The 19,520-nt window shown below is 38.4% G+C and carries 21 protein-coding genes; 1 reads left to right on the top strand and 20 read right to left on the bottom strand.

Features of this window, described 5'->3' with window-relative positions; translation table 11 throughout:
• Positions 1-11: 11 nt before the first annotated feature.
• Complete coding sequence (locus OQX64_RS12100) at positions 12-425, bottom strand: hypothetical protein (protein ID WP_265818955.1); 414 nt, start codon at positions 423-425, stop codon at positions 12-14.
• Between the two features lie 135 nt (positions 426-560).
• On the opposite strand from OQX64_RS12100, the gene OQX64_RS12095 reads away from it, so the two are divergent.
• Complete coding sequence (locus OQX64_RS12095; protein ID WP_265818954.1) at positions 561-1,121, top strand: DUF4230 domain-containing protein; 561 nt, start codon at positions 561-563, stop codon at positions 1,119-1,121.
• Positions 1,122-1,191: 70 nt separating this feature from the next.
• On the opposite strand, the gene OQX64_RS12090 is transcribed toward OQX64_RS12095, so the two are convergent.
• The 19 genes from OQX64_RS12090 to OQX64_RS12000 all read right to left on the bottom strand — a co-directional run bounded on the left by OQX64_RS12090 (position 1,192) and on the right by OQX64_RS12000 (position 19,440).
• Positions 1,192-1,539 (bottom strand): cupin domain-containing protein, encoded by a 348-nt coding sequence (locus OQX64_RS12090; protein ID WP_265818953.1) that lies wholly within the window; start codon positions 1,537-1,539, stop codon positions 1,192-1,194.
• A gap of 88 nt (positions 1,540-1,627) precedes the next feature.
• Positions 1,628-2,878: a threonine ammonia-lyase IlvA gene (gene ilvA / locus OQX64_RS12085; RefSeq protein WP_172406448.1), complete on the bottom strand. Its 1,251-nt coding sequence runs from the start codon at positions 2,876-2,878 to the stop codon at positions 1,628-1,630.
• A 353-nt stretch (positions 2,879-3,231) separates the two neighbouring features.
• Positions 3,232-4,392 carry a 2-isopropylmalate synthase gene (locus OQX64_RS12080; RefSeq protein WP_265818952.1) on the bottom strand — a complete coding sequence of 387 codons (1,161 nt, stop codon included), beginning with the start codon at positions 4,390-4,392 and terminating at the stop codon, positions 3,232-3,234.
• Between the two features lie 10 nt (positions 4,393-4,402).
• The gene (gene leuB / locus OQX64_RS12075) at positions 4,403-5,494 is read right to left on the bottom strand and encodes a 3-isopropylmalate dehydrogenase (protein ID WP_265818951.1); all 1,092 of its coding nucleotides are present in this window, start codon (positions 5,492-5,494) and stop codon (positions 4,403-4,405) included.
• Positions 5,495-5,550: 56 nt separating this feature from the next.
• Positions 5,551-7,005, bottom strand: a complete 1,455-nt coding sequence (locus OQX64_RS12070) for an ATP-binding cassette domain-containing protein (RefSeq protein WP_322974951.1) — start codon at positions 7,003-7,005, stop codon at positions 5,551-5,553.
• 35 nt (positions 7,006-7,040) lie between these two features.
• Positions 7,041-7,625, bottom strand: a complete 585-nt coding sequence (gene leuD, locus OQX64_RS12065) for a 3-isopropylmalate dehydratase small subunit (RefSeq protein WP_265818949.1) — start codon at positions 7,623-7,625, stop codon at positions 7,041-7,043.
• A gap of 59 nt (positions 7,626-7,684) precedes the next feature.
• Positions 7,685-8,374, bottom strand: coding sequence for a class I SAM-dependent methyltransferase (locus OQX64_RS12060; RefSeq protein ID WP_265818948.1), 690 nt, complete (start codon positions 8,372-8,374; stop codon positions 7,685-7,687).
• Positions 8,375-8,430: 56 nt separating this feature from the next.
• A complete protein-coding gene (locus OQX64_RS12055; protein WP_265818947.1) occupies positions 8,431-8,718 on the bottom strand; it encodes an antibiotic biosynthesis monooxygenase family protein in 288 nt (95 codons plus the stop codon).
• 62 nt (positions 8,719-8,780) lie between these two features.
• Positions 8,781-10,193, bottom strand: a complete 1,413-nt coding sequence (gene leuC, locus OQX64_RS12050; RefSeq protein ID WP_265818946.1) for a 3-isopropylmalate dehydratase large subunit — start codon at positions 10,191-10,193, stop codon at positions 8,781-8,783.
• A gap of 107 nt (positions 10,194-10,300) precedes the next feature.
• Positions 10,301-11,782, bottom strand: a complete 1,482-nt coding sequence (ilvC, locus tag OQX64_RS12045) for a ketol-acid reductoisomerase (protein ID WP_265818945.1) — start codon at positions 11,780-11,782, stop codon at positions 10,301-10,303.
• A 174-nt stretch (positions 11,783-11,956) separates the two neighbouring features.
• Positions 11,957-12,418: a DinB family protein gene (locus OQX64_RS12040; RefSeq protein WP_265818944.1), complete on the bottom strand. Its 462-nt coding sequence runs from the start codon at positions 12,416-12,418 to the stop codon at positions 11,957-11,959.
• A 29-nt stretch (positions 12,419-12,447) separates the two neighbouring features.
• Positions 12,448-12,813, bottom strand: a complete 366-nt coding sequence (locus tag OQX64_RS12035) for a glyoxalase superfamily protein (RefSeq protein WP_265818943.1) — start codon at positions 12,811-12,813, stop codon at positions 12,448-12,450.
• 62 nt (positions 12,814-12,875) lie between these two features.
• Positions 12,876-13,514 (bottom strand): acetolactate synthase small subunit, encoded by a 639-nt coding sequence (ilvN, locus tag OQX64_RS12030; RefSeq protein WP_088300259.1) that lies wholly within the window; start codon positions 13,512-13,514, stop codon positions 12,876-12,878.
• Between the two features lie 76 nt (positions 13,515-13,590).
• Complete coding sequence (gene ilvB, locus OQX64_RS12025) at positions 13,591-15,342, bottom strand: biosynthetic-type acetolactate synthase large subunit (protein WP_265818942.1); 1,752 nt, start codon at positions 15,340-15,342, stop codon at positions 13,591-13,593.
• A 21-nt stretch (positions 15,343-15,363) separates the two neighbouring features.
• The gene (locus OQX64_RS12020; RefSeq protein ID WP_265818941.1) at positions 15,364-15,957 is read right to left on the bottom strand and encodes an ORF6N domain-containing protein; all 594 of its coding nucleotides are present in this window, start codon (positions 15,955-15,957) and stop codon (positions 15,364-15,366) included.
• A gap of 77 nt (positions 15,958-16,034) precedes the next feature.
• Positions 16,035-17,717, bottom strand: a complete 1,683-nt coding sequence (gene ilvD / locus OQX64_RS12015) for a dihydroxy-acid dehydratase (RefSeq protein WP_265818940.1) — start codon at positions 17,715-17,717, stop codon at positions 16,035-16,037.
• A gap of 25 nt (positions 17,718-17,742) precedes the next feature.
• Positions 17,743-18,330, bottom strand: a complete 588-nt coding sequence (locus OQX64_RS12010; protein WP_265818939.1) for an O-methyltransferase — start codon at positions 18,328-18,330, stop codon at positions 17,743-17,745.
• Between the two features lie 5 nt (positions 18,331-18,335).
• On the bottom strand, positions 18,336-19,226 hold the full coding sequence (gene ilvE, locus OQX64_RS12005; protein WP_265818938.1) for a branched-chain-amino-acid transaminase: 891 nt from the start codon (positions 19,224-19,226) through the stop codon (positions 18,336-18,338).
• A gap of 76 nt (positions 19,227-19,302) precedes the next feature.
• Positions 19,303-19,440, bottom strand: coding sequence for a hypothetical protein (locus OQX64_RS12000; protein ID WP_172406446.1), 138 nt, complete (start codon positions 19,438-19,440; stop codon positions 19,303-19,305).
• Between the last annotated feature and the right edge of the window lie 80 nt (positions 19,441-19,520).

Genomic DNA, 19,520 nt, shown 5'->3' with positions numbered 1-19,520 from the left:
TAGATCTTAATCTATTGTTGTGATCTTACCAGTACAATTTTAATACGGGTTTTAGATGTTGGAAAAGCAGGGTATGAACTACGATCAGATCTTTGCAAGTCAATTTCTAAAGTCTTATTTACTTTATCCACTAAATAGCTATATGAGTTAAAGGCATAAACATTAGGAATTTGTTCATAATTGTCTACATCTCCTCGAGAAATATAAACTAATATTCCATCATCTTCAAAAGTGGCTTCATCAAGTACATCAGATATATTTATTATAGAATATAATGTAATTCCATCAACATCTTGCTTCCAATCTGATGGATTTAAATATGCAATAATAGTTTTGTTAGGAATATTCTGAACAAGTGTTTCTTTCTTGCAAGATGCCAAACCTAGTGTGGCGATGCAAAGCATGAGGATAGTAAGTTTTTTCATGTTGATTTTGTTTATTTGTGTGTGTTAATTGTCTTAATACAAAACAACTGCCAAAAATGCTGAATCATACAATGTGGATTAATTATTGTTTAATCGCTATCACACAATAATAAAATTTGAATTAATTCCTTCACAATGAGAATGTTTTTTAGGGTTTTGCCGTGGTTAATTTTGCTTGTAGCCGGCTATTTTTTTATCTCCAAAAAGTTCAGCATCAGTACATCCGTTGAAAGTAAACATCAACTGCTGGTAGAGAAAATAGAGGCTATAGGCAAATTGGAGCTGGTTCGCTATCAGATTAGTGATGTACTGGAACACAAAAATAAAACAGATTTTTTACCGGAGGCCAGTGTTTTACTCATTGTAAAAGCAGAAGCTGTAGGTTGTATTGATCTCACAAAAGTTACAAAAGACCATATCCAGGTCAATGCTGATTCTGCTGTAGTAAATTTACCACAGCCAGAGATTTGCTATGTAAAAATTGACCACAAAAACTCCAGGGTTTACGATACTAAAATGGCTTATTTCAGGGAGGCTAAGCTGGTAGACGAAGCTTATAAGGCCGCTGAACAAAAGATAACCTCCGAAGTAAAAAAATCAGATATTTTAGCACAGACCAAAACCAATGCAGCAAGTGTACTGAAACCTATAATTGAAGGCCTGGGCTATAAAAATGTACGTTTGACTTTTGAGTAGCAATACATATACCACCTCAGACACCTGATAACGTTTAAGTAGTTTTGGGTTGCTGAGGTGGTTAAATTTATTATAAAAAATCTTCCCGGTGTGGATTGAAAATATCGATTAACAATCCTGCTTCTAAACACACTACACCATGGTATACGCGTGTTGGCGCAAAAAAGATATCCCCTTCGTTAAGAATCTTTTTATCATCGCCCATGGTCACTTCAAAGCTTCCTTTGGCTACATAACTCAATTGCAAATGCGGATGGTTGTGAATGGTACCAATTGCACCTTTCTGAAAGCTGACCTTTACCAACATCAGGTGCTCATCAAATGGCATTACTTTACGCTTTACACCAGGACCTAAATTGTCCCAATCGATATCGTTATCTTCTATTAATGTTTTGTTGGGTAAATCTTTAAAATTCATGATGCGTTTTATTTACCATGTAAGAAATGTAAGTTAAGATCTATTGTTTTCTCTGCGAATAGATTGGCATCCTTTTCGGTTAACTCCTTTAAACTAAATACTCAAATAAAGTCTGATCCTGGTTCAACTCAATAATCTCAAATTTAAAATCTTTCATGCGCTGCAATAAACTGGCATAATCGTTTTTATTTGAAAGTTCAATTCCAACTAAGGCTGGCCCATTTTCCTTATTGGTTTTTTTGATAAACTCAAAGCGGGTAATGTCATCCTGCGGACCTAAAACTTCATTCACAAATAATTTTAGGGCACCTGGTCGCTGTGGGAAACGAACAATGAAATAATGTTTCAGGCCTTCAAAAAGTAAAGATTTCTCTTTAATTTCCTGCATGCGTTCAATGTCGTTATTGCCACCACTAATCACACATACCACGTTTTTGCCTGCAATCTGATCTTTTACCTGTTCTAATGCAGCAACAGATAAGGCACCGGCAGGTTCTACAACAATCGCATCTTCATTATAAAGCTTTAAAATGGTGGTGCAGATTTGTCCTTCAGGGATTAAATAAGTAGAACTTAGCAATTCTTTACAATACTGATAGGTGATCCATCCCATTCTTTTTACCGCTGCACCGTCTACAAAACGCTCTATATTTTCAACAGTTATTGGTCCGCCATTTTTTAATGCTTCGCTTAATGATGGTGCGCCCATTGGTTCAACACCGAAAATTTTTACAGCAGGCTTTACGGTTTGCAGGTAGGCAATCACGCCTGAAGCTAAACCACCACCACCAACCGGAACGATTATGGCATCTAGCTCTGGCAGATCTTCATAAATTTCCATCGCAACGGTAGCCTGTCCTTCAATTACTTTATCGTCATCAAAGGGAGGGATAAAGGTTGAGGCTTTTTCTTCAGCATAAATCAGGGCTTCCTTTAAACAATCATCGAAGGTATCGCCAACTAAAATGATTTCAATATTATCGCCCCCAAACATATTAACCTGTTTAATCTTTTGCTTTGGCGTAATCTCAGGCATAAATATCACACCCTTAATCCCTAGCTTCTTGCATGAATAGGCTACACCCTGGGCATGATTTCCGGCACTTGCACAAACCACGCCATTTATTAAGGCCTCTTGCGGCAATGAACTGATTTTGTTATATGCACCACGCAGTTTATAGGAACGAACAATCTGCAAATCTTCCCTTTTTAAATAAATATTTGCATTATAACGAGCAGAAAGGCCGGCGTTAAATTCTAAAGGCGTACGTTTTACCACGCCTTTAAGTTGTTGCGATGCAGCATTAAAATCCAATGTATTCAGTATTGTTGTGTTCATTGTTGTCATATCAGGTAAAGAGAACTCAGTACAAGATCATTATTCTCTTCTATTTTTGTAAAGCAGGTTACTGTACTTTTTGGTTATTGCAGTCCTGCTATTCGTTCCAATCTTTTTAAAACTCCTGTCCTGCAGAAGAATGAAGATCCATTTTCATCGGTTCCAGATGCTTCGTGCCTCAGCATCACATGATATTTAAGGTTGATGCAATTAAAAAGTATTTCCACTGCTATCAGGTTTAGGAAACTTAAGTCAGTGCATTAAATTGAAAATGCTAACTGTTTAATGCAAAACCCTTAACTTTTCACGCCATTCGCGGCTCACTTTTAGTTTAGTCTTGAACCTTTTAACTGCTACGCTAAATGCAGGGCAACCAGATGGTTTAAATCATGATCATTAATGCCTTGTTTGCTATCTGCTAAAACCAAAAACTGTTTATAAACCATATCCAGATTGTCTTTTTCCAATCTATGGCCTAAGCGATCCAGATGGTGTTTCAATGCATGGCGACCGCTCCTCGCTGTCAATACAATTGTTGCATCCGGGAAACCTACATCTTCAGGTTTAATAATTTCGTAGTTTTCACGGTTTTTCAAGAAACCATCCTGGTGAATGCCGGAACTGTGCGAGAACGCATTTCCACCAACAATCGCTTTATTTGGTTGAACAGGCATATTCATTTGGTTTCTGATCATGTGGCTCATTTCGTAAAAGCGGGTAGCATCAATCTGGGTATTTAATCCCAAAATTTTATGGGTTTTTAAAATCATCACTACTTCTTCCATCGACGTATTTCCTGCACGTTCACCGATACCGTTAATGGTACATTCTACCTGCCGGGCACCATGCTGTAAGCCTGAAATTGAATTTGCCGTAGCCAGGCCTAAATCATTGTGGCAGTGAACTGAAATAATTGCATTGTCAATATTTTTTACGTTTTCTTTTAGATAAAGAATTTTAGAACCGTATTGGTCTGGAAGGCAATAACCATTTGTATCCGGAATATTGACTACAGTAGCGCCAGCTGCAATTACCGCTTCAACCATTTTAGCTAAAAATTCAATATCTGAACGGCCGGCATCTTCTGCGTAGAACTCTACATCCTCTACAAATTTTTTCGAATATTTTACCGCTTCTACAGCACGTTCTAAAATTTCTTCGCGGGTACTGTTAAATTTATGTTTGATATGGAAATCAGAAGAACCAATCCCGGTATGAATCCGTGGTCTTTTTGCATAACGTAAAGCATCAACTGCTACATCAATATCATTTTTATTGGCACGTGTTAACGCACAAATAATAGGGTTGGTTACAGCTTTTGATAATTCAATTACGCTGTTAAAGTCTCCCGGACTGGATACGGGAAAACCAGCTTCAATAACATCTACGCCTAGCCGTTCAAGAGATTTTGCGATTTCTACCTTTTGGTTTGTATCTAACTGGCAGCCCGGAACCTGCTCACCATCACGTAAGGTTGTGTCGAATATATAAACTTTGTTTGGGTCGTGAATCATAATCCTAAATTTAAGAGTGAGTAATTTTTTGAGATAAGAATTTTAATACCAATTTGCCCATTTCGGCAGTGCCTAAAACTTTAAATCGGTTAGTGCTTTGATCAGCAATGTCGTGCGTTCTGAAACCTTCTTTCAAAACCTCATCAACCGTGTCTACCAATAATTTAGCTTCATCTTTGAGCCCGAAGCCAATTTCAAGCATTAATGCTGCTGATAGGATAGAGGCCAATGGATTTGCTAAATCTTTACCTGTAATATCATGTGCAGAGCCATGAATAGGCTCGAAGAAACCGGTGCTTTCTCCAACAGATGCGGAGGCTAACATGCCCATTGATCCCGCAATTTGAGAAGCCTCATCAGTTAAGATATCGCCAAATAAATTTGCAGTTAAAACCACATCAAATTTCTTTGGATTTTTGATTAATTGCATGGCCGCATTATCAATAAACATGTGCTCCGTTTCTACATCAGGGTATTGTTTTGCAATCTCCTGAACGGTTTCGCGCCATAGGCGTGAACTCTCTAAAACGTTTGCTTTATCTACCGAGCATAATCTTTTATTGCGTTGCTGCGCCGCCTGATAGGCTTTATGTGCAATACGCTCCACTTCGTAACGGTGATAGATCATTAAATCGGAAGCCGTGTTTCTATCTTCTGAACGGGTTTTTTCTCCGAAATAAACATCTCCTGTCAATTCGCGGAAGAACAAAATATCGGTTCCCCTTAAAATTTCCGGTTTAATGCTTGAGGCTTCCAGAAGTTCATCAAATAGTAATATCGGGCGGAGATTAGCAAATAAACCCAGTTCTTTGCGGATTTTTAGCAGGCCCTGTTCAGGTCTTACTTTTAAGCTTGGGTCGTTATCGTATTTGGCGTGACCAATGGCACCAAAGAGAATCGCATCACTTTTTCTTGCTTTATCTAAAGTTTCGTCAGGCAGTGGCTCGCCCGTAACTTCAATTGCTGCATGTCCCATTAAAGCTTCATCAAAAACAAACTCATGTCCGAAAATTTCTGCAATTTTCTCTAATGCTGCTTTTCCCCATGTGGTTACTTCGGGTCCGATACCGTCTCCAGGTATTACTAAAATGTTCTTCTTCATTGTATGATATATTATCGTCTTTGCCAGTTACGAAGCAATTTTTTGCACTATATTTTCTAGATGGAACTGCTTTGTACCTCGTAATGACGAGTTTTGGTATTTAAACTTTCGACGACTTTTACCTCGCCTTTTTCTAATAATATTCTTTTTTCTATGCAGGTTGGCAACTGCGATTCAAAATGGCCAACGTAAATTAAGGTCATGCCATTGCTACACAGTTCATCAACCAGTTGGTTAAAATGTTGTGTTTGCTGCTGATCCAATCCCTGGCAGGGTTCATCGAGAATTAACAGCTCCGGATTTTTGATAATGGTTCTAGCCAGTAAAACCAATCTTTGGTTACCCAATGGGAGCGTACTTAATAACTCATTTCGGCTTTCTGTTAATCCAAAATAGTTGATCAGTTCATTTACCTGTTCACTTTTTGAATAGGGCAGTTGCTGAAATAAACCTACGGAATCATAAAAGCCCGAGGCGATGCTTTGCCAAACAGTAGCGGTTGGATCAAAATACCAGTGAAACTCGGGAGAGATTAAGCCTATATGCTGTTTAATGTCCCAGATGCTTTCACCACTTCCACGCCTGTTGCCGAATAAATAAAGTTCGTTGGCATAAGATTGTGGATGATCGCCGTTTACCAAGCTTAACAAGGTCGATTTTCCAGAACCATTATGCCCTTGTAAAAGCCATTTTTCGCCAGCCTTAACTTCCCAGTTGATATTTTTCAATACCTGTTTTTCGCCATAGCTAATGTTCACATTAACCATTTTTACAATATTCTGCGAACTATAAACCGGCGATTCTTTTAAGAAATCCGGAATTTCTCTTAAATGGATTTCGGAACTGACAGAGGGTTCTAAAGCATCTACTTGAATTAATTGTCCATCTCTTATTTCGGCAAAAGAATTGATACAGGTTGGTAATTCACTTTCATTACAGATCAAAATCAATTGAACCCCTTCTTCAGCCACCCGGTCCAGTAAAATGTTAAGGTTCTTTCGCGAAGCCGCATCTAAACCTGTATATGGTTGGTCGACAATTAATAACTGTGGTTTTAACCAAAGTGCTTTAACCAGTTGCAGTTTTTTATGTTCGCCGCTGGATAATTCAATTAATTGTGAACTTGCAAATGTCGCAAAACCTAAAGCTTCTAATATCGGTTCTACCTGATCGAAGTGAAGCCCTTTTTCTTTGCCATAACTGACCAACTCTGCATGAACGGTTAAAGTTTCTTTAGCCTGCTGACTGGTATAACGTTGCTGGTAATAAAAATTGGCAACACCTTCTAAGTTTTTAAACTGGTACCAGCTTTCTACATAAAGTACTTCTTTTGGTAGTGTGCTCAATACATCAAAATCAATCTCAATACTTCCCTGAGCTGGAATTAAACCTGCAATTGCTTTTGCTAACGAAGTTTTTCCTGTTCCGCTTTTACCACCAATTACATAATTTTCGCAAACATTCATTGCCCAATACAAATCCTTTAGCACCACTTTGTTGTAGTAACTCAAATTTAAATTCTGTATGTGAACGAATGGTTTAAACATTATCTTGCTTGCTCGAATTCTTCAATTAATTGTTTTTGGTTTAAGATGAAATCGATATCATCATAACCGTTAATCAGACATGATTTTTTGTAAGGATTGATCTCAAAAGATTCCTGAGCACCGGTTTCAATAATGGTTACCGTTTGATTTTCCAAATCAACTTCCAGTGGCGATTTAGCATTCTGATCCACCGCTTTAAAAATCTGGGACAGGAATTCTTCACTCACCTGAATGGGCAACAAACCATTATTTAGCGCATTGCCTTTAAAGATATCAGCAAAGAAGCTGCTGATCACAGCATCAAAACCTGCATCCTGAATAGCCCAGGCTGCATGTTCACGACTACTTCCGCAACCAAAGTTTTTACCGGCAACCAAAATTTTACCGCTATAAGTCGGGTCGTTTAAAACGAAATCAGCTTTAGGTTGATTATCATTTTCGTAACGCCAGTCGCGGAACAAGTTTTCGCCAAAACCTTCACGCGTAGTCGCTTTTAAAAACCTCGCCGGAATAATCTGATCGGTATCGATGTTTTCTATATTTAAGGGCACTACGGCCGATGTTAATGTTGTGAACTTCTTCATTTTAATATGATTTCACTGGTTTAAAAGATTTCACCGATTAAAGTGATTTCATTGATTAATTATTGTTTATTTGCAGCAAAGACTACAAAATTGTAATACTGATAATAACAGTTTGCATTTTGCAATCCTGCTTCTTCCAACCAATTTAACTGGTTATTTAATGATGCCATCATATCAACTTTAATTCGATCGAAGGCACTTTGCTTTTCATCATCTGTTAAATTTGGATGTTGCTTTACGTGGTTTTTCCAGTTTTCAGTATAAATCTTTTCTGCTAAATCGGTTTCACCTAAAACCTGGTCGGCGTTAATCAACCAGCCATCAGATTTTAGTGTTTTTGCGATTTTCCCAAATAACTGTTGTTTCAATTCATCTGGTAAATGATGTATGGCTAAGCCGGAAACTACCAAATCGTAATGATTTTCAGGTAAATCAATGGTTGCAAAATCCGTATTCAAAAAGCTGATGTTCTCATTTCCTACGAAGCGTTCTTTTGCTTTTTTAAGCATATCCTTAGAAATATCTACAAGTGTGATTTTAGCGTCGGGATATTTTTCTTGAAAAAAAGCACTCATTAATCCTGTTCCGGCACCAACGTCCAAAATGTTCTTTACAGTTGAAACTTGTTCAGATAAGGCTAAAGCTGTTCCATAAAAATCATCAAAACAAGGAATCAGAAAACGCCTTTGCCTATCGTACTTTTCCGATACGGCATTAAACTGATTTTGTATTTCTTGTAATTTTTCCATTTTTATTTTATAGCCTTCGTATTTTACAACCTATGTACATTTAAGATTTTGTTGCCTTAAACCTCAGTATAATGTTCAACTGTTGGAAAAGGATCATAAAAGTGATGTAATAAATTTTTCCAATCCTGATAGGCAGCTGAACCTCTAAAGCCTTCAGTATGATCTTCCAATGTTTCCCAATTGACCAGCAGAATATATTTATCAGTTTCTTCAAGGCATTTTTTTAATTGGTGCGAAATGTAGCCATTCATTGATGAAATGATTTTTTGAGCTTCGCTAAAGGCCTTTTCAAAATCAGCAGATAAACCTGCTTTTACGTGTAATATCGCAACTTCTAAAATCATGTTTTATGTTTCTGTTATCGCAATTACTAATGAATAGGTATTTTACAATCTTTAATCTTAGTTTATCCTTGATCTTGCAAAAGCATCTCCCTCACATCAGTAATTACACCAGTAACAGCAGCGGCGGCAGCCGTTAACGGACTAGCCAAGAGTGTACGGGCATTTTGTCCTTGTCTACCTTCAAAGTTTCTGTTCGATGTAGACACACAGTATTTACCAGCAGGGATTTTATCTTCATTCATACCTAAACATGCGCTGCAACCTGGTTCGCGTAACTGGAAACCTGCTGCTTCAAAAATCCGATCTAAACCTTCATTCTTAGCCTGTTGCTCCACTTGTTTTGAGCCTGGAACAATCCAAACCGTTACGTTATCTGCCTTGCGTTTGTCTTTAACGAAATCTGCTACTTCGCGTAAATCTTCAATGCGTGAATTGGTACAACTGCCAATGAAAACATAATCGACCGGTTTGCCGATTAAAGATGCATCATCATCGAAACCCATATAATCCAGTGCCTTTTGATAAGAAAGCTTTTCTTTCTCTGGTTGTGCATTGGTTGCGGGGATATGTTCCTGGATGCCCATACCCATTCCGGGGTTGGTTCCATAAGTAATCATTGGCGCAATATCCGCTGCATCAAAAGTGAGTGCGCTATCAAATTTGGCATCAGCATCGCTGTATAAAGTTTTCCAGTAGGCTAATGATTTGTCCCATTCTTCACCTGCAGGCGCAAACTCTCTTCCTTTAATATAATCGAAAGTGGTTTGGTCTGGTGCGATTAACCCTCCTCTGGCACCCATTTCAATGCTCATGTTACAGATCGTCATCCGGGCTTCCATACTTAAAGCCTCTATTGCCGAACCTGCATATTCAATAAAGTATCCGGTACCACCTGCTGCAGAGATTTGTGAAATGATATAAAGAATAATATCTTTTGCGCCAACGCCTTTACCAAGTTCACCATTTACCTCAATTTTCATGGTTTTGGGTTTCGATTGCAATAAACATTGCGTGGCGAAAACCTGTTCTACCTGCGAGGTGCCGATACCGAAAGCAATTGCACCAAAAGCACCATGTGTAGAGGTGTGACTATCGCCGCAAACCATTGTTTTTCCTGGTAAGGTTATACCTAATTCAGGACCGATGACGTGAACAATTCCCTGGAATGGATGTCCTAAACCATAAAGTTCAATACCGAATTCTGCACAATTTTTAGTCAGCATATCCACCTGATAGCGGGAAAGTTCCTCTTTAATGGGTAACGACTGGTTTAAAGTAGGCACATTATGGTCAGCTGTTGCCACCGTTTGTTTCGGACGCAAGACAGGCAAACCTCTTTTGCGCAAACCATCAAAAGCCTGAGGAGAAGTTACCTCGTGAATGAGGTGTGTATCGATGTATAAAATGTCAGGAAATCCTTCTTCACTTTTTACAACGTGAGCATCCCAAATTTTTTCTACTAATGTTTTTGACATTTTTACCCCCTAGCCCCCTAATGGGGGAATTTAAGTTTGTAATTATTATTTTTATAAAACCTGTCCTAAATCCCCTCTCTTTTAGCAGAGGGGATTTAGGGGTGAGGTTATGCAGTTTTAATGGCTTTCATTGCAGTCATCGCTTTGCGTAAAGTAGCACCAATTTGTTCTACTTCATGTGAGCGGATGGCCTCATTCACTTCAATTAATTTTCTATTGTCTACAGCGCCATCCTTGCCTTCATTAAAGTTTTTACCAACCAAATCAGTATCTACCTTTTTCATGAAGTCAGCTAATAATGGTTTACAAGCCTGATCAAATAAGTAACAACCGTATTCAGCGGTATCAGAAATTACACGGTTCATTTCGAACAATTTCTTACGGGCAATGGTGTTTGCAATAAGAGGTGTTTCATGCAGTGATTCATAGTAAGCAGATTCTGGTTTAATCCCTGCCTGAACCATGGTTTCAAAAGCCAATTCTACACCGGCACGTACAAATGCCACCATAAGTGTATAGTTGTCAAAATATTCCTGCTCGCCAATTTTAACATCGCCGGCAGGTGTTTTTTCGAAGGCAGTTTCGCCTGTTTCAGCTCTCCATTTTAATAAGTTTTTGTCTCCGGCAGCCCAGTCTTCCATCATGGTACGGCTAAACTCGCCACTCATGATATCATCCTGGTGTTTTTGAAACAACGGACGCATGATGTCTTTTAGTTCTTCAGAGATTTCAAAAGCTTTGATTTTGGCAACGTTACTTAACCTGTCCATCATGGCTGTAATACCGCCTTGCTTTAAAGCTTCAGTAATTACCTCAACACCATACTGAACCAGTTTGGAAGCGTATCCTGCATCGATTCCTTTTTCGACCATTTTATCGAATGATAGGATAGAACCTGTTTGCAATAAACCACAAAGAATGGTTTGCTCGCCCATTAAATCAGATTTAACCTCTGCAACAAAAGATGATTTTAATACACCAGCCCTGTGACCGCCTGTACCTACGCAATAGGCTTTAGCTTGTGCCAAGCCTTTACCTTGAGGGTCATTTTCAGGGTGTACAGCAATTAAAGTAGGTACACCAAAACCGCGAACATATTCGGCTCTCACCTCACTGCCCGGGCATTTAGGAGCCACCATAATCACCGTTAAATCTCTACGGATTTGCATGCCTTCTTCCACGATATTAAAACCGTGAGAATATAATAAAGTAGCACCATCTTTCATCAATGGCATAATAGCATTCACCACAGCTGTATGTTGTTTATCAGGCGTAAGGTTGATCACTACATCTGCAGTTGGGATTAATTCTTCGTAGGTACCAACCTTAAAGTTGTTTTCAGTTGCGTTTTTCCATGAATCTCTTTTACCTTCAATCGCCTCTTTGCGCAACGTATAGCTTACATCTAAACCACTATCTCTTAAATTTAAACCCTGGTTTAAGCCCTGCGCGCCGCAACCAACAATTACCAGTTTTTTGCCTTTTAAAGCGCTAACGCCATCTAAAAATTCGTTGCTATCCATGAAATCGCAAACACCAAGTTGGTTTAATTTTTCTCTGAGAGGTAATGTGTTAAAATAATTTGACATCGTTTTATTGGTTTATTTCTATTTAATTATCGGTTTATATATTTTTTTTTCCTTCGGTTTGATTTCACAGATATAGTGATTTCACCGATTTTATCCATTTTCCATCTCACATTTCCTTCGGTTTGATTACACAGATGGGTTGATTTCACAGATCATATCGTTCATCTTCAATCTTTAAATTTTATTTTTTTGTGCCCATGCATAGCCATAATGCAAGTTATCATGACCAATCGTGGTGATCAGTACATCTTCTATACTGTTCATCTGCACGCCATAGGTAGCTGTTGTGAAAGGAGTGATGATGGAAAATTTTCCATTTGCATAATCTTCCTTAATTTTTTCAATGCTTTGTAATGCAATGGCTTTTAATTCTGCTACCTCTTCTTTAGTTACTGTATAAGATGGCTTTGTATCTTTTTTATAATATTCGTTAAATTTTACCGAAGCAGCATCTTGTAATACACCGGTACGAACATAACAAAGCGTTTGCGTGCTCACTACAATATGGCCAAAGTTCCAGATGATGTTGTTGTTAAATCCATCGGGAATTTTATTCAATTCTTCGATTGTTAAGCCATCTATTAACTTAATAAATGCCTTACGTGAGTTTATTATGAAATCAAATACTTCGTTCATATTTTTTCTTTAATCTTTGTATTTTCAGCTTAGTTTCGCTCTTCGTTAAAAGTGATCTGGTTAAAGAACGGGTCATTTACGGTTACTGCCCAGGTTCCATGAAAAGTTTCCTCTAAGCCTGGACTATTATATTTGTAATTCTTTGCTGTTATTTCTTTATGGAATTCCTTTAAACCTACACAGTCAACATAAACGTGCGCACCAGGGGCGCTATCTCCATGGTGTTCGCTTAAATGAAGTTCAAGACCGTTTAATGAAACCTGGATATAAACCGGGGAATTCTTTTCCAAGGGGTATTCCCAGTCTATTTTAAATCCAAGCCAGTTTACATAAAACTCGATTGCTTTATCATAATCGAATATTCTTAAAATCGGTATGGTTTTATTGCATTTCATATTTCTTTAATTTTAACCGCAAAGAGCGCTAAGCATCGTGTTGTTTACCTTTCACCTTTGTATTACATCGTAAAAATCTTCTCTCCCTTATCTAAAAATTCATTCTCTACTAATTCTTCCCCTGGTTCAAAGGCTTCAAATTCTTTCAGCTTTTCGTGGAAGCCGGCACTGTCTTTTATAATGGCAACTCTTGCAGAACGAACAAATTCAATTAATTCATATGGCTCCAGGGCCTTTACCAGAGCATCTGTTTCCTCTCTGTGTCCGGTTACAGCAAAAACCGTATAATCTTTCCGGATTACCACGGCACTTGCGCCATATTGCCTAAGCAAACGCTCTACCGTTACTTTTTCTGCAATTTCATCAGTAGAAACTTTATATAGTGCCAGTTCCTGCCAGATGATTTCCTCATTGGTGTTGAAATAGACTTTCAATACCTCAATTTGCTTTTCAATCTGGCGTGCAAGTTTTCTCACCACTTCGTAACTTTCCGTAATTACAATGTTAAAACGGTGAATCCCATCTATTTCTGATGGCGAAGTGTTTAAACTTTCGATATTTATTTTTCTTTTAGAGAAAATGATCGCAATCCTGTTTAACAGACCAATACGATTTTCTGCATATACGGTGATGGTGTATTCCTGCTTTCCGTCTAAATCAGCCTTGTCTATTTTATGTTGTATTGTATTTTCAGTACTCATGTCCAAAATTTTTACCACCAAGGCACAAAGGCCATGAAGGTTTTGTTTATGCTATTTTTCGCTTTGGTCTTTCAGCTTACTTCAACCTGATTTCGCTTACACTCATTCCTTGAGGAACCATAGGGAAAACGTTATTTTCTCTTCCTACCATCACCTCTAACAGATAAGAACCCTCGTGGCTGATCATCGTTTCCAAAGCTTTTCTGAGGTTAGCACGATCATCAACTTTATCAGCTTCGATGTAATAAGATTTAGCTAAAGCCACAAAATCAGGACTGGTAATGTTCACAAATGAATAACGTTTATCATGAAATAATTGTTGCCATTGACGAACCATCCCTAAAAAACGATTGTTTAAAATCAGGATTTTAACAGCTGCCCCGAATTGCATAATGGTACCCAGTTCCTGTGGGGTCATCTGGAAACCACCGTCTCCAATAATGGCGATTACCGTTTTATCAGGAGCACCGTATTTAGCACCAATTGCTGCAGGTAAGCCAAAGCCCATGGTACCTAAACCACCAGATGTAATATTACTACGGGTATTATTAAACTTGGCATAACGGCAGGCCACCATCTGGTGCTGACCAACGTCAGTCACAATTACGGCATCGCCACCACAAATTTCATTGATGTTGCGCAATACCTCGCCCATGGTCATTTCCTCACTGGTTGGATACAATTCAGGAGTAATTACCTGATCAATTTCCTGTTGGTTATATTCTCTGAATTTGGCCAGCCAGTCTTCATGTTTGTTTTCATGCACCAGTTTGGTTAACAAGGGTAAAGTTTCCTTACAATCGCCCCAAACCCCTACATCAGCTTTAACATTTTTATCAATTTCAGCTGGGTCTATATCCAAATGAATGATTTTGGCTTGCTTTGCATATTTATCTAAACGCCCGGTTACCCGATCATCAAAACGCATCCCGATTGCGATTAAAATATCACATTCATTGGTTAAAACATTAGGGCCATAGTTGCCATGCATTCCTAACATCCCTACATTTAAAGGATGGGCGGTGGGGATCGCGCTTTCGCCCAAAATAGTCCAGGCCGCTGGAATGCCAGTTTTCTCTATAAAAGCTTTAAATTCTGTTTCAGCTTTGCCTAAAACAATACCCTGTCCGAAAAGAACAAATGGTTTTTTTGCTTCGTTGATTAGTGCAGCTGCTTGCTCAATATATTCTACACGAACTTTGGGCTTAGGGCGGTAAGAGCGGATATGATTGCATTTTACATATTCAGGAAATTCCTCTACCTGTAATTGTGCATTCTTGGTAATATCAATTAAAACCGGTCCTGGTCTGCCGCTTTTAGCGATATAAAAAGCTTTGGCCAAAACTTCAGGAATTTCTTTTGCATCAGTAACCTGATAGTTCCATTTGGTAACTGGCGTAGTAATGTTAATGACATCTGTTTCTTGGAAAGCATCAGTTCCCAAAAGATGAGCAAAAACTTGTCCGGTAATACAAACTAGCGGCGTGCTATCAATCTGGGCATCGGCTAAGCCAGTAACTAAATTTGTAGCACCAGGGCCGCTGGTGGCAAACACTACACCAACTTCACCACTTGCCCTTGCAAAACCTTGTGCGGCATGGATACCACCTTGCTCATGGCGGACCAAAATATGTTCTAATTTGTCAGCATAGTCATAAAGTGCATCATAAATTGGCATGATGGCACCGCCGGGATAGCCAAAGATGGTAGTTACACCCTCTTCAATTAATCCATTCAACAAAACCTGAGATCCTGTTCCTTTAAAGAGGGTTTTTGAGGCTTCTGCCTTAGTCTCGGTTTGTTGTAGTGTATCTTGTGCAGTTTCCATAATTATGTTTTTACGGTTCTATTATTCTTTGATTTTAAACCCAATCCGCTCTCTATCTTTCCATTTCAACTGAGTGATTTTTTCGTCTATTAAATTTTCCATTGCATCATATAGTTCATTCAATTGAACATCGTGTTCACCAATCCGTTCTTTAATTGCTGTTAGTTGTTCATTCATATTACTTTGTTTTAGCAAAATTTTTCGAACATCAACAAAAACTCTCATGATGGCAATATTCATGTTAATTGCCTTTTCACTCTTCAATACGCCACTTAGCATGGCTACGCCTTGCTCTGTGAAAGCATAAGGCATTTTTCTGGTGCCTCCCCAACTTGAAGTCACAATTTGTGACTTCAAGTTGGGGTTATTAGTCAACTCAATTTTTAATGGGTTAACTTTTTCACATCCGGTTACCATTTGTGATCGGATACTTTCCCATTCTTTTGAAGTAAGTTGAAACATAAAATCTTCAGGAAAGCGTGTGATGTTTCGTTTCACTGCCTGATTCAATACTTTTGTCTCTACTTCGTAAAGTGATGCCAGATCAAAATCTAACATTACCCTTTCATCCCTGATTGTATAAATTCTACTTTCAATGCTCTTAATAATTTGCATATCGTTTTCATTTAAATATTAATTTATAGTCGGGATGACTTTTTGTTATTGCCTTCTCCCTTCAAAGGGGATAGGGTTTAGTATTCGTCAGTTACACAGCCACTTGCTGCGTCTGATACTGTTTTAGCATATTTGTATAAAACACCTTTTGTAACTTTTAATTCTGGTTGAACATATTTTGCTCTTCGTGCTGCGATAATTTCTTCGCTTACTTGCAAACTGATGATGTTATTTACGGCATCAATCAAAATTGGGTCGTTATCTTCCACCAAGCCGATTAAGCCACCTTTGTATGATTCCGGAGTGATGTGCCCAACTACAAAACCGTGTGTACCACCTGAAAAACGTCCATCAGTAATCAAAGCAACTGATTTACCTAAACCAGCACCAATGATAGCAGAAGTAGGTTTCAACATTTCAGGCATGCCCGGTGCGCCTACCGGACCAGAATTTTTAATCACAATTACATCACCAGGCTGAACACGACCACTTGAAATACCTGCAATTAAATCATGCTCACCATCAAATACACGCGCCGGACCTTCGAACTTTTCACCTTCTTTACCGGAGATTTTTGCAACTGAACCTTTTTCGGCTAAGTTGCCGTAAAGGATTTGCAAGTGACCAGTTGGTTTGATGGGTTCGCTTAATTTCTGAACAATTTTCTGATCATAATCCATAATTGATTTTACATCAGCCAGGTTTTCAGCCATTGTTTTGCCGGTTACGGTTAAGCAATCGCCGTGTAATAAACCCTCGTTTAGCAAGTATTTCAATACTGCAGGGATGCCGCCATACTGGTGTAAATCTTGCATTAAGTATTTACCACTTGGTTTAAAATCGGCCAGTACAGGGGTTATATCACTCATTCTCTGGAAATCATCCTGTGTAATGTCGATGCCGATGGCTTTGCCCATTGCGATAAAGTGTAATACGGCATTGGTACTTCCGCCTAATATGATGATGGAACGAATGGCATTTTCAAATGCCTTTCTCGTCATGATATCAGATGGCTTAATATCTTTTTCCAATAAAACTTTAATGTATTTCCCGGCATCTAAGCACTCTTGTTTTTTTTCCGGACTAATGGCCGGGTTCGAAGAGGAGTAAGGCAAACTCATTCCTAAAGCCTCAATTGCCGAGGCCATCGTATTGGCCGTATACATGCCGCCGCAGGCACCTGCACCCGGACAAGTATGTTTGATGATGCCCTGATAATCTTCTTCCGATAAATTACCGCAAATTTTTTGTCCTAAAGCTTCAAAGGCAGAAACGATATTCAATTCCTCTCCTTTGTAATGTCCTGGTGCAATTGTACCACCATAAACCATGATAGACGGGCGATCTAAACGGGCCATTGCCATAATCGCTCCCGGCATATTTTTATCACATCCCGGAATAGAAATAATACCATCATAATACTGCCCCCCGCAAATGGTTTCAATACTATCTGCAATCACATCACGGCTCACCAATGAATAACGCATACCATCAGTACCATTACTCATTCCATCACTTACACCAATGGTATTAAAAACCAAACCGACTAAATCATTTTTCCAAACCCCGGCTTTAACATCTTTTGCAAGGTCATTTAAGTGCATATTGCAGGTATTGCCATCGTAACCCATGCTTGCAATGCCAACCTGCGCCTTTGCCATATCCGCATCGGTTAATCCGATTCCATAAAGCATGGCTTGCGCCGCCGGTTGTGTGGGATCTTGTGTAAATGTTTTACTGTATTTGTTTAATTCGCTCATGGTTTAAAATGTATATACTGGTCTGTTAGTTTGTTGTTTTTTTTACGCCAATTACAATGCCTGAGGCCCATACCTGTTTAGTTATTTGCAAATCGTTACGCGATTCTAAATCTGCTATTAACTTGATTGCTTTTTCCTGATGACCGTCAGGCCAATTTAATTGAGGAAGCATATCATCTATAATATAAAGTCCTCCTGGATTCAACATGGCAATGACTTCATCCAAAAGCAAATACTTTCCATTCCAGGTATCTGCAAAGATGTAATTAAACTTTTTGTGTTTATTTTTTTTAATCCAATCGCCTCCATCCGTTAAAATTATATTTGCCCGGGTATCATTTCCCAAGAAATCCTTCGCAATGCTTAAAAATTTTTCATCATTGTCAATAGATGTCAGGGTAGATGATGCATTCATTCCATCCAATATCCATGAAGTTGATAAACCTGTTCCTGTACCTAATTCCAGAAAAGTGCTGCCAGGTTTTGAACTTGCAAGTGTTCTTAATAAGGAACAAGTCAGCACATCAGATGCCATATCAAATCCTGATGCTTTAGTCGCACGTAAAATTTGCTGGTAGGTATTCGGAAATTGCTGGTTGATCTCTTGATTCATTATTTTTAGATAATTACCTCATAGTTTACTTTTTCCAATACCAGATTTTTGTAAGCACGCTGAATGGTATAACCAATAGACTCCCTCCAAAGGTTGCGGAAAACAATGTCATCAATGGAAGCAATGCCCGCAATTTCTGAGGCCGTTCCACATAAAAAAGCACTATCGGCATTTTTTAAATCTTCTACCGTTATTTTTTTCTCCATACATTCAATATCTAATATGGTACAAAGTTCTTTCACTGTTGCCCTGGTAATTCCGGGTAAAATATTCCCTAATGACGGCGTATAAATTTTGCCATCTTTTTCAATGAAGATATTTGCACCAGATGCTTCAGCAACAAATCCATGCATATCTAAAAGCAAAGCCTCATCATAGCCTTTAATATTCGCTGCGGTAGTTGCCAGGATGGAGTTTATGTAATTTCCACTCAACTTTGCTTCCATAGGAGTTGATTTCGGGTTTGGTCGTTCGTAATCCGAAATGGTTAATTTCAACAGTTTATTACCTGAGTAAGCATCCCAATCCCAGGCACAAATTAAAATAGAAACCCCGCTCGGGCCATTCAATTTCATGTTTGGGTGGCAAAAAACCAAAGGGCGGATATAAGCGTCTTTTAATTTATTCAGGGTTAATAGCTTATAAGTTTCCTTGATTAATTCTTGCTTATCCCAGGGGAAAGGAATATTAGCTAATTGGCAGGAACGCTCCAAACGATCGAAGTGTGCTGCTGCCTTAAAAATACGGTTGCCGTTATGGGTTTTGTAAGCCCTAATGCCCTCAAAAGCTGCATAACCATAATGTAGCGATTGACCATAAAGATCAGTACTGCTATCTACAGCTTTTTCAAACCGTCCGTCAAGGTAAATAATCGTATTAGAATTATAATATTTCATAATACTGCGTTTTGTTATTTAAAAAAAGCGTCCTGTTTGTGTCAGGACGCTTTAAGTATCATTTTTTTTGAAAAATCTATTTAATCTGCGCCTGCTTACTGCTCCATAAAATATTCAGTAGGAGTAGGTTCGGCGTAATGACAGGTAACAATACAACATTTACTGCAGAAATTGCTGTAGTGTAATGTGAAAAAGTATTGCTTTGAATTGCCATGGTTTTCTGTTTCTTTATAAATACCAATTTAGTTTTTGGTATATTAATAAACAAGAGAAATAGAAAAAAAAAGAAATCAG

The organism is Pedobacter sp. GR22-10 (assembly GCF_026239715.1).
Taxonomy (GTDB): domain Bacteria; phylum Bacteroidota; class Bacteroidia; order Sphingobacteriales; family Sphingobacteriaceae; genus Pedobacter.
Note: the sequence above shows the minus strand (reverse complement) of the source record. Positions and strands in the feature narration are given on the sequence as shown.

Bases quoted from the DNA above. Each gene is read 5' to 3' on its own strand.
- OQX64_RS12100 (WP_265818955.1), bottom strand. From the start codon at position 425: ATGAAAAAACTTACTATCCTCATGCTTTGCATCGCCACACTAGGTTTG.
- OQX64_RS12095 (WP_265818954.1), top strand. From the start codon at position 561: ATGAGAATGTTTTTTAGGGTTTTGCCGTGGTTAATTTTGCTTGTAGCC.
- OQX64_RS12090 (WP_265818953.1), bottom strand. From the start codon at position 1,539: ATGAATTTTAAAGATTTACCCAACAAAACATTAATAGAAGATAACGAT.
- ilvA (WP_172406448.1), bottom strand. From the start codon at position 2,878: ATGAACACAACAATACTGAATACATTGGATTTTAATGCTGCATCGCAA.
- OQX64_RS12080 (WP_265818952.1), bottom strand. From the start codon at position 4,392: ATGATTCACGACCCAAACAAAGTTTATATATTCGACACAACCTTACGT.
- leuB (WP_265818951.1), bottom strand. From the start codon at position 5,494: ATGAAGAAGAACATTTTAGTAATACCTGGAGACGGTATCGGACCCGAA.
- leuD (WP_265818949.1), bottom strand. From the start codon at position 7,625: ATGAAGAAGTTCACAACATTAACATCGGCCGTAGTGCCCTTAAATATA.
- OQX64_RS12060 (WP_265818948.1), bottom strand. From the start codon at position 8,374: ATGGAAAAATTACAAGAAATACAAAATCAGTTTAATGCCGTATCGGAA.
- OQX64_RS12055 (WP_265818947.1), bottom strand. From the start codon at position 8,718: ATGATTTTAGAAGTTGCGATATTACACGTAAAAGCAGGTTTATCTGCT.
- leuC (WP_265818946.1), bottom strand. From the start codon at position 10,193: ATGTCAAAAACATTAGTAGAAAAAATTTGGGATGCTCACGTTGTAAAA.
- ilvC (WP_265818945.1), bottom strand. From the start codon at position 11,782: ATGTCAAATTATTTTAACACATTACCTCTCAGAGAAAAATTAAACCAA.
- OQX64_RS12040 (WP_265818944.1), bottom strand. From the start codon at position 12,418: ATGAACGAAGTATTTGATTTCATAATAAACTCACGTAAGGCATTTATT.
- OQX64_RS12035 (WP_265818943.1), bottom strand. From the start codon at position 12,813: ATGAAATGCAATAAAACCATACCGATTTTAAGAATATTCGATTATGAT.
- ilvN (WP_088300259.1), bottom strand. From the start codon at position 13,514: ATGAGTACTGAAAATACAATACAACATAAAATAGACAAGGCTGATTTA.
- ilvB (WP_265818942.1), bottom strand. From the start codon at position 15,342: ATGGAAACTGCACAAGATACACTACAACAAACCGAGACTAAGGCAGAA.
- OQX64_RS12020 (WP_265818941.1), bottom strand. From the start codon at position 15,957: ATGCAAATTATTAAGAGCATTGAAAGTAGAATTTATACAATCAGGGAT.
- ilvD (WP_265818940.1), bottom strand. From the start codon at position 17,717: ATGAGCGAATTAAACAAATACAGTAAAACATTTACACAAGATCCCACA.
- OQX64_RS12010 (WP_265818939.1), bottom strand. From the start codon at position 18,330: ATGAATCAAGAGATCAACCAGCAATTTCCGAATACCTACCAGCAAATT.
- ilvE (WP_265818938.1), bottom strand. From the start codon at position 19,226: ATGAAATATTATAATTCTAATACGATTATTTACCTTGACGGACGGTTT.
- OQX64_RS12000 (WP_172406446.1), bottom strand. From the start codon at position 19,440: ATGGCAATTCAAAGCAATACTTTTTCACATTACACTACAGCAATTTCT.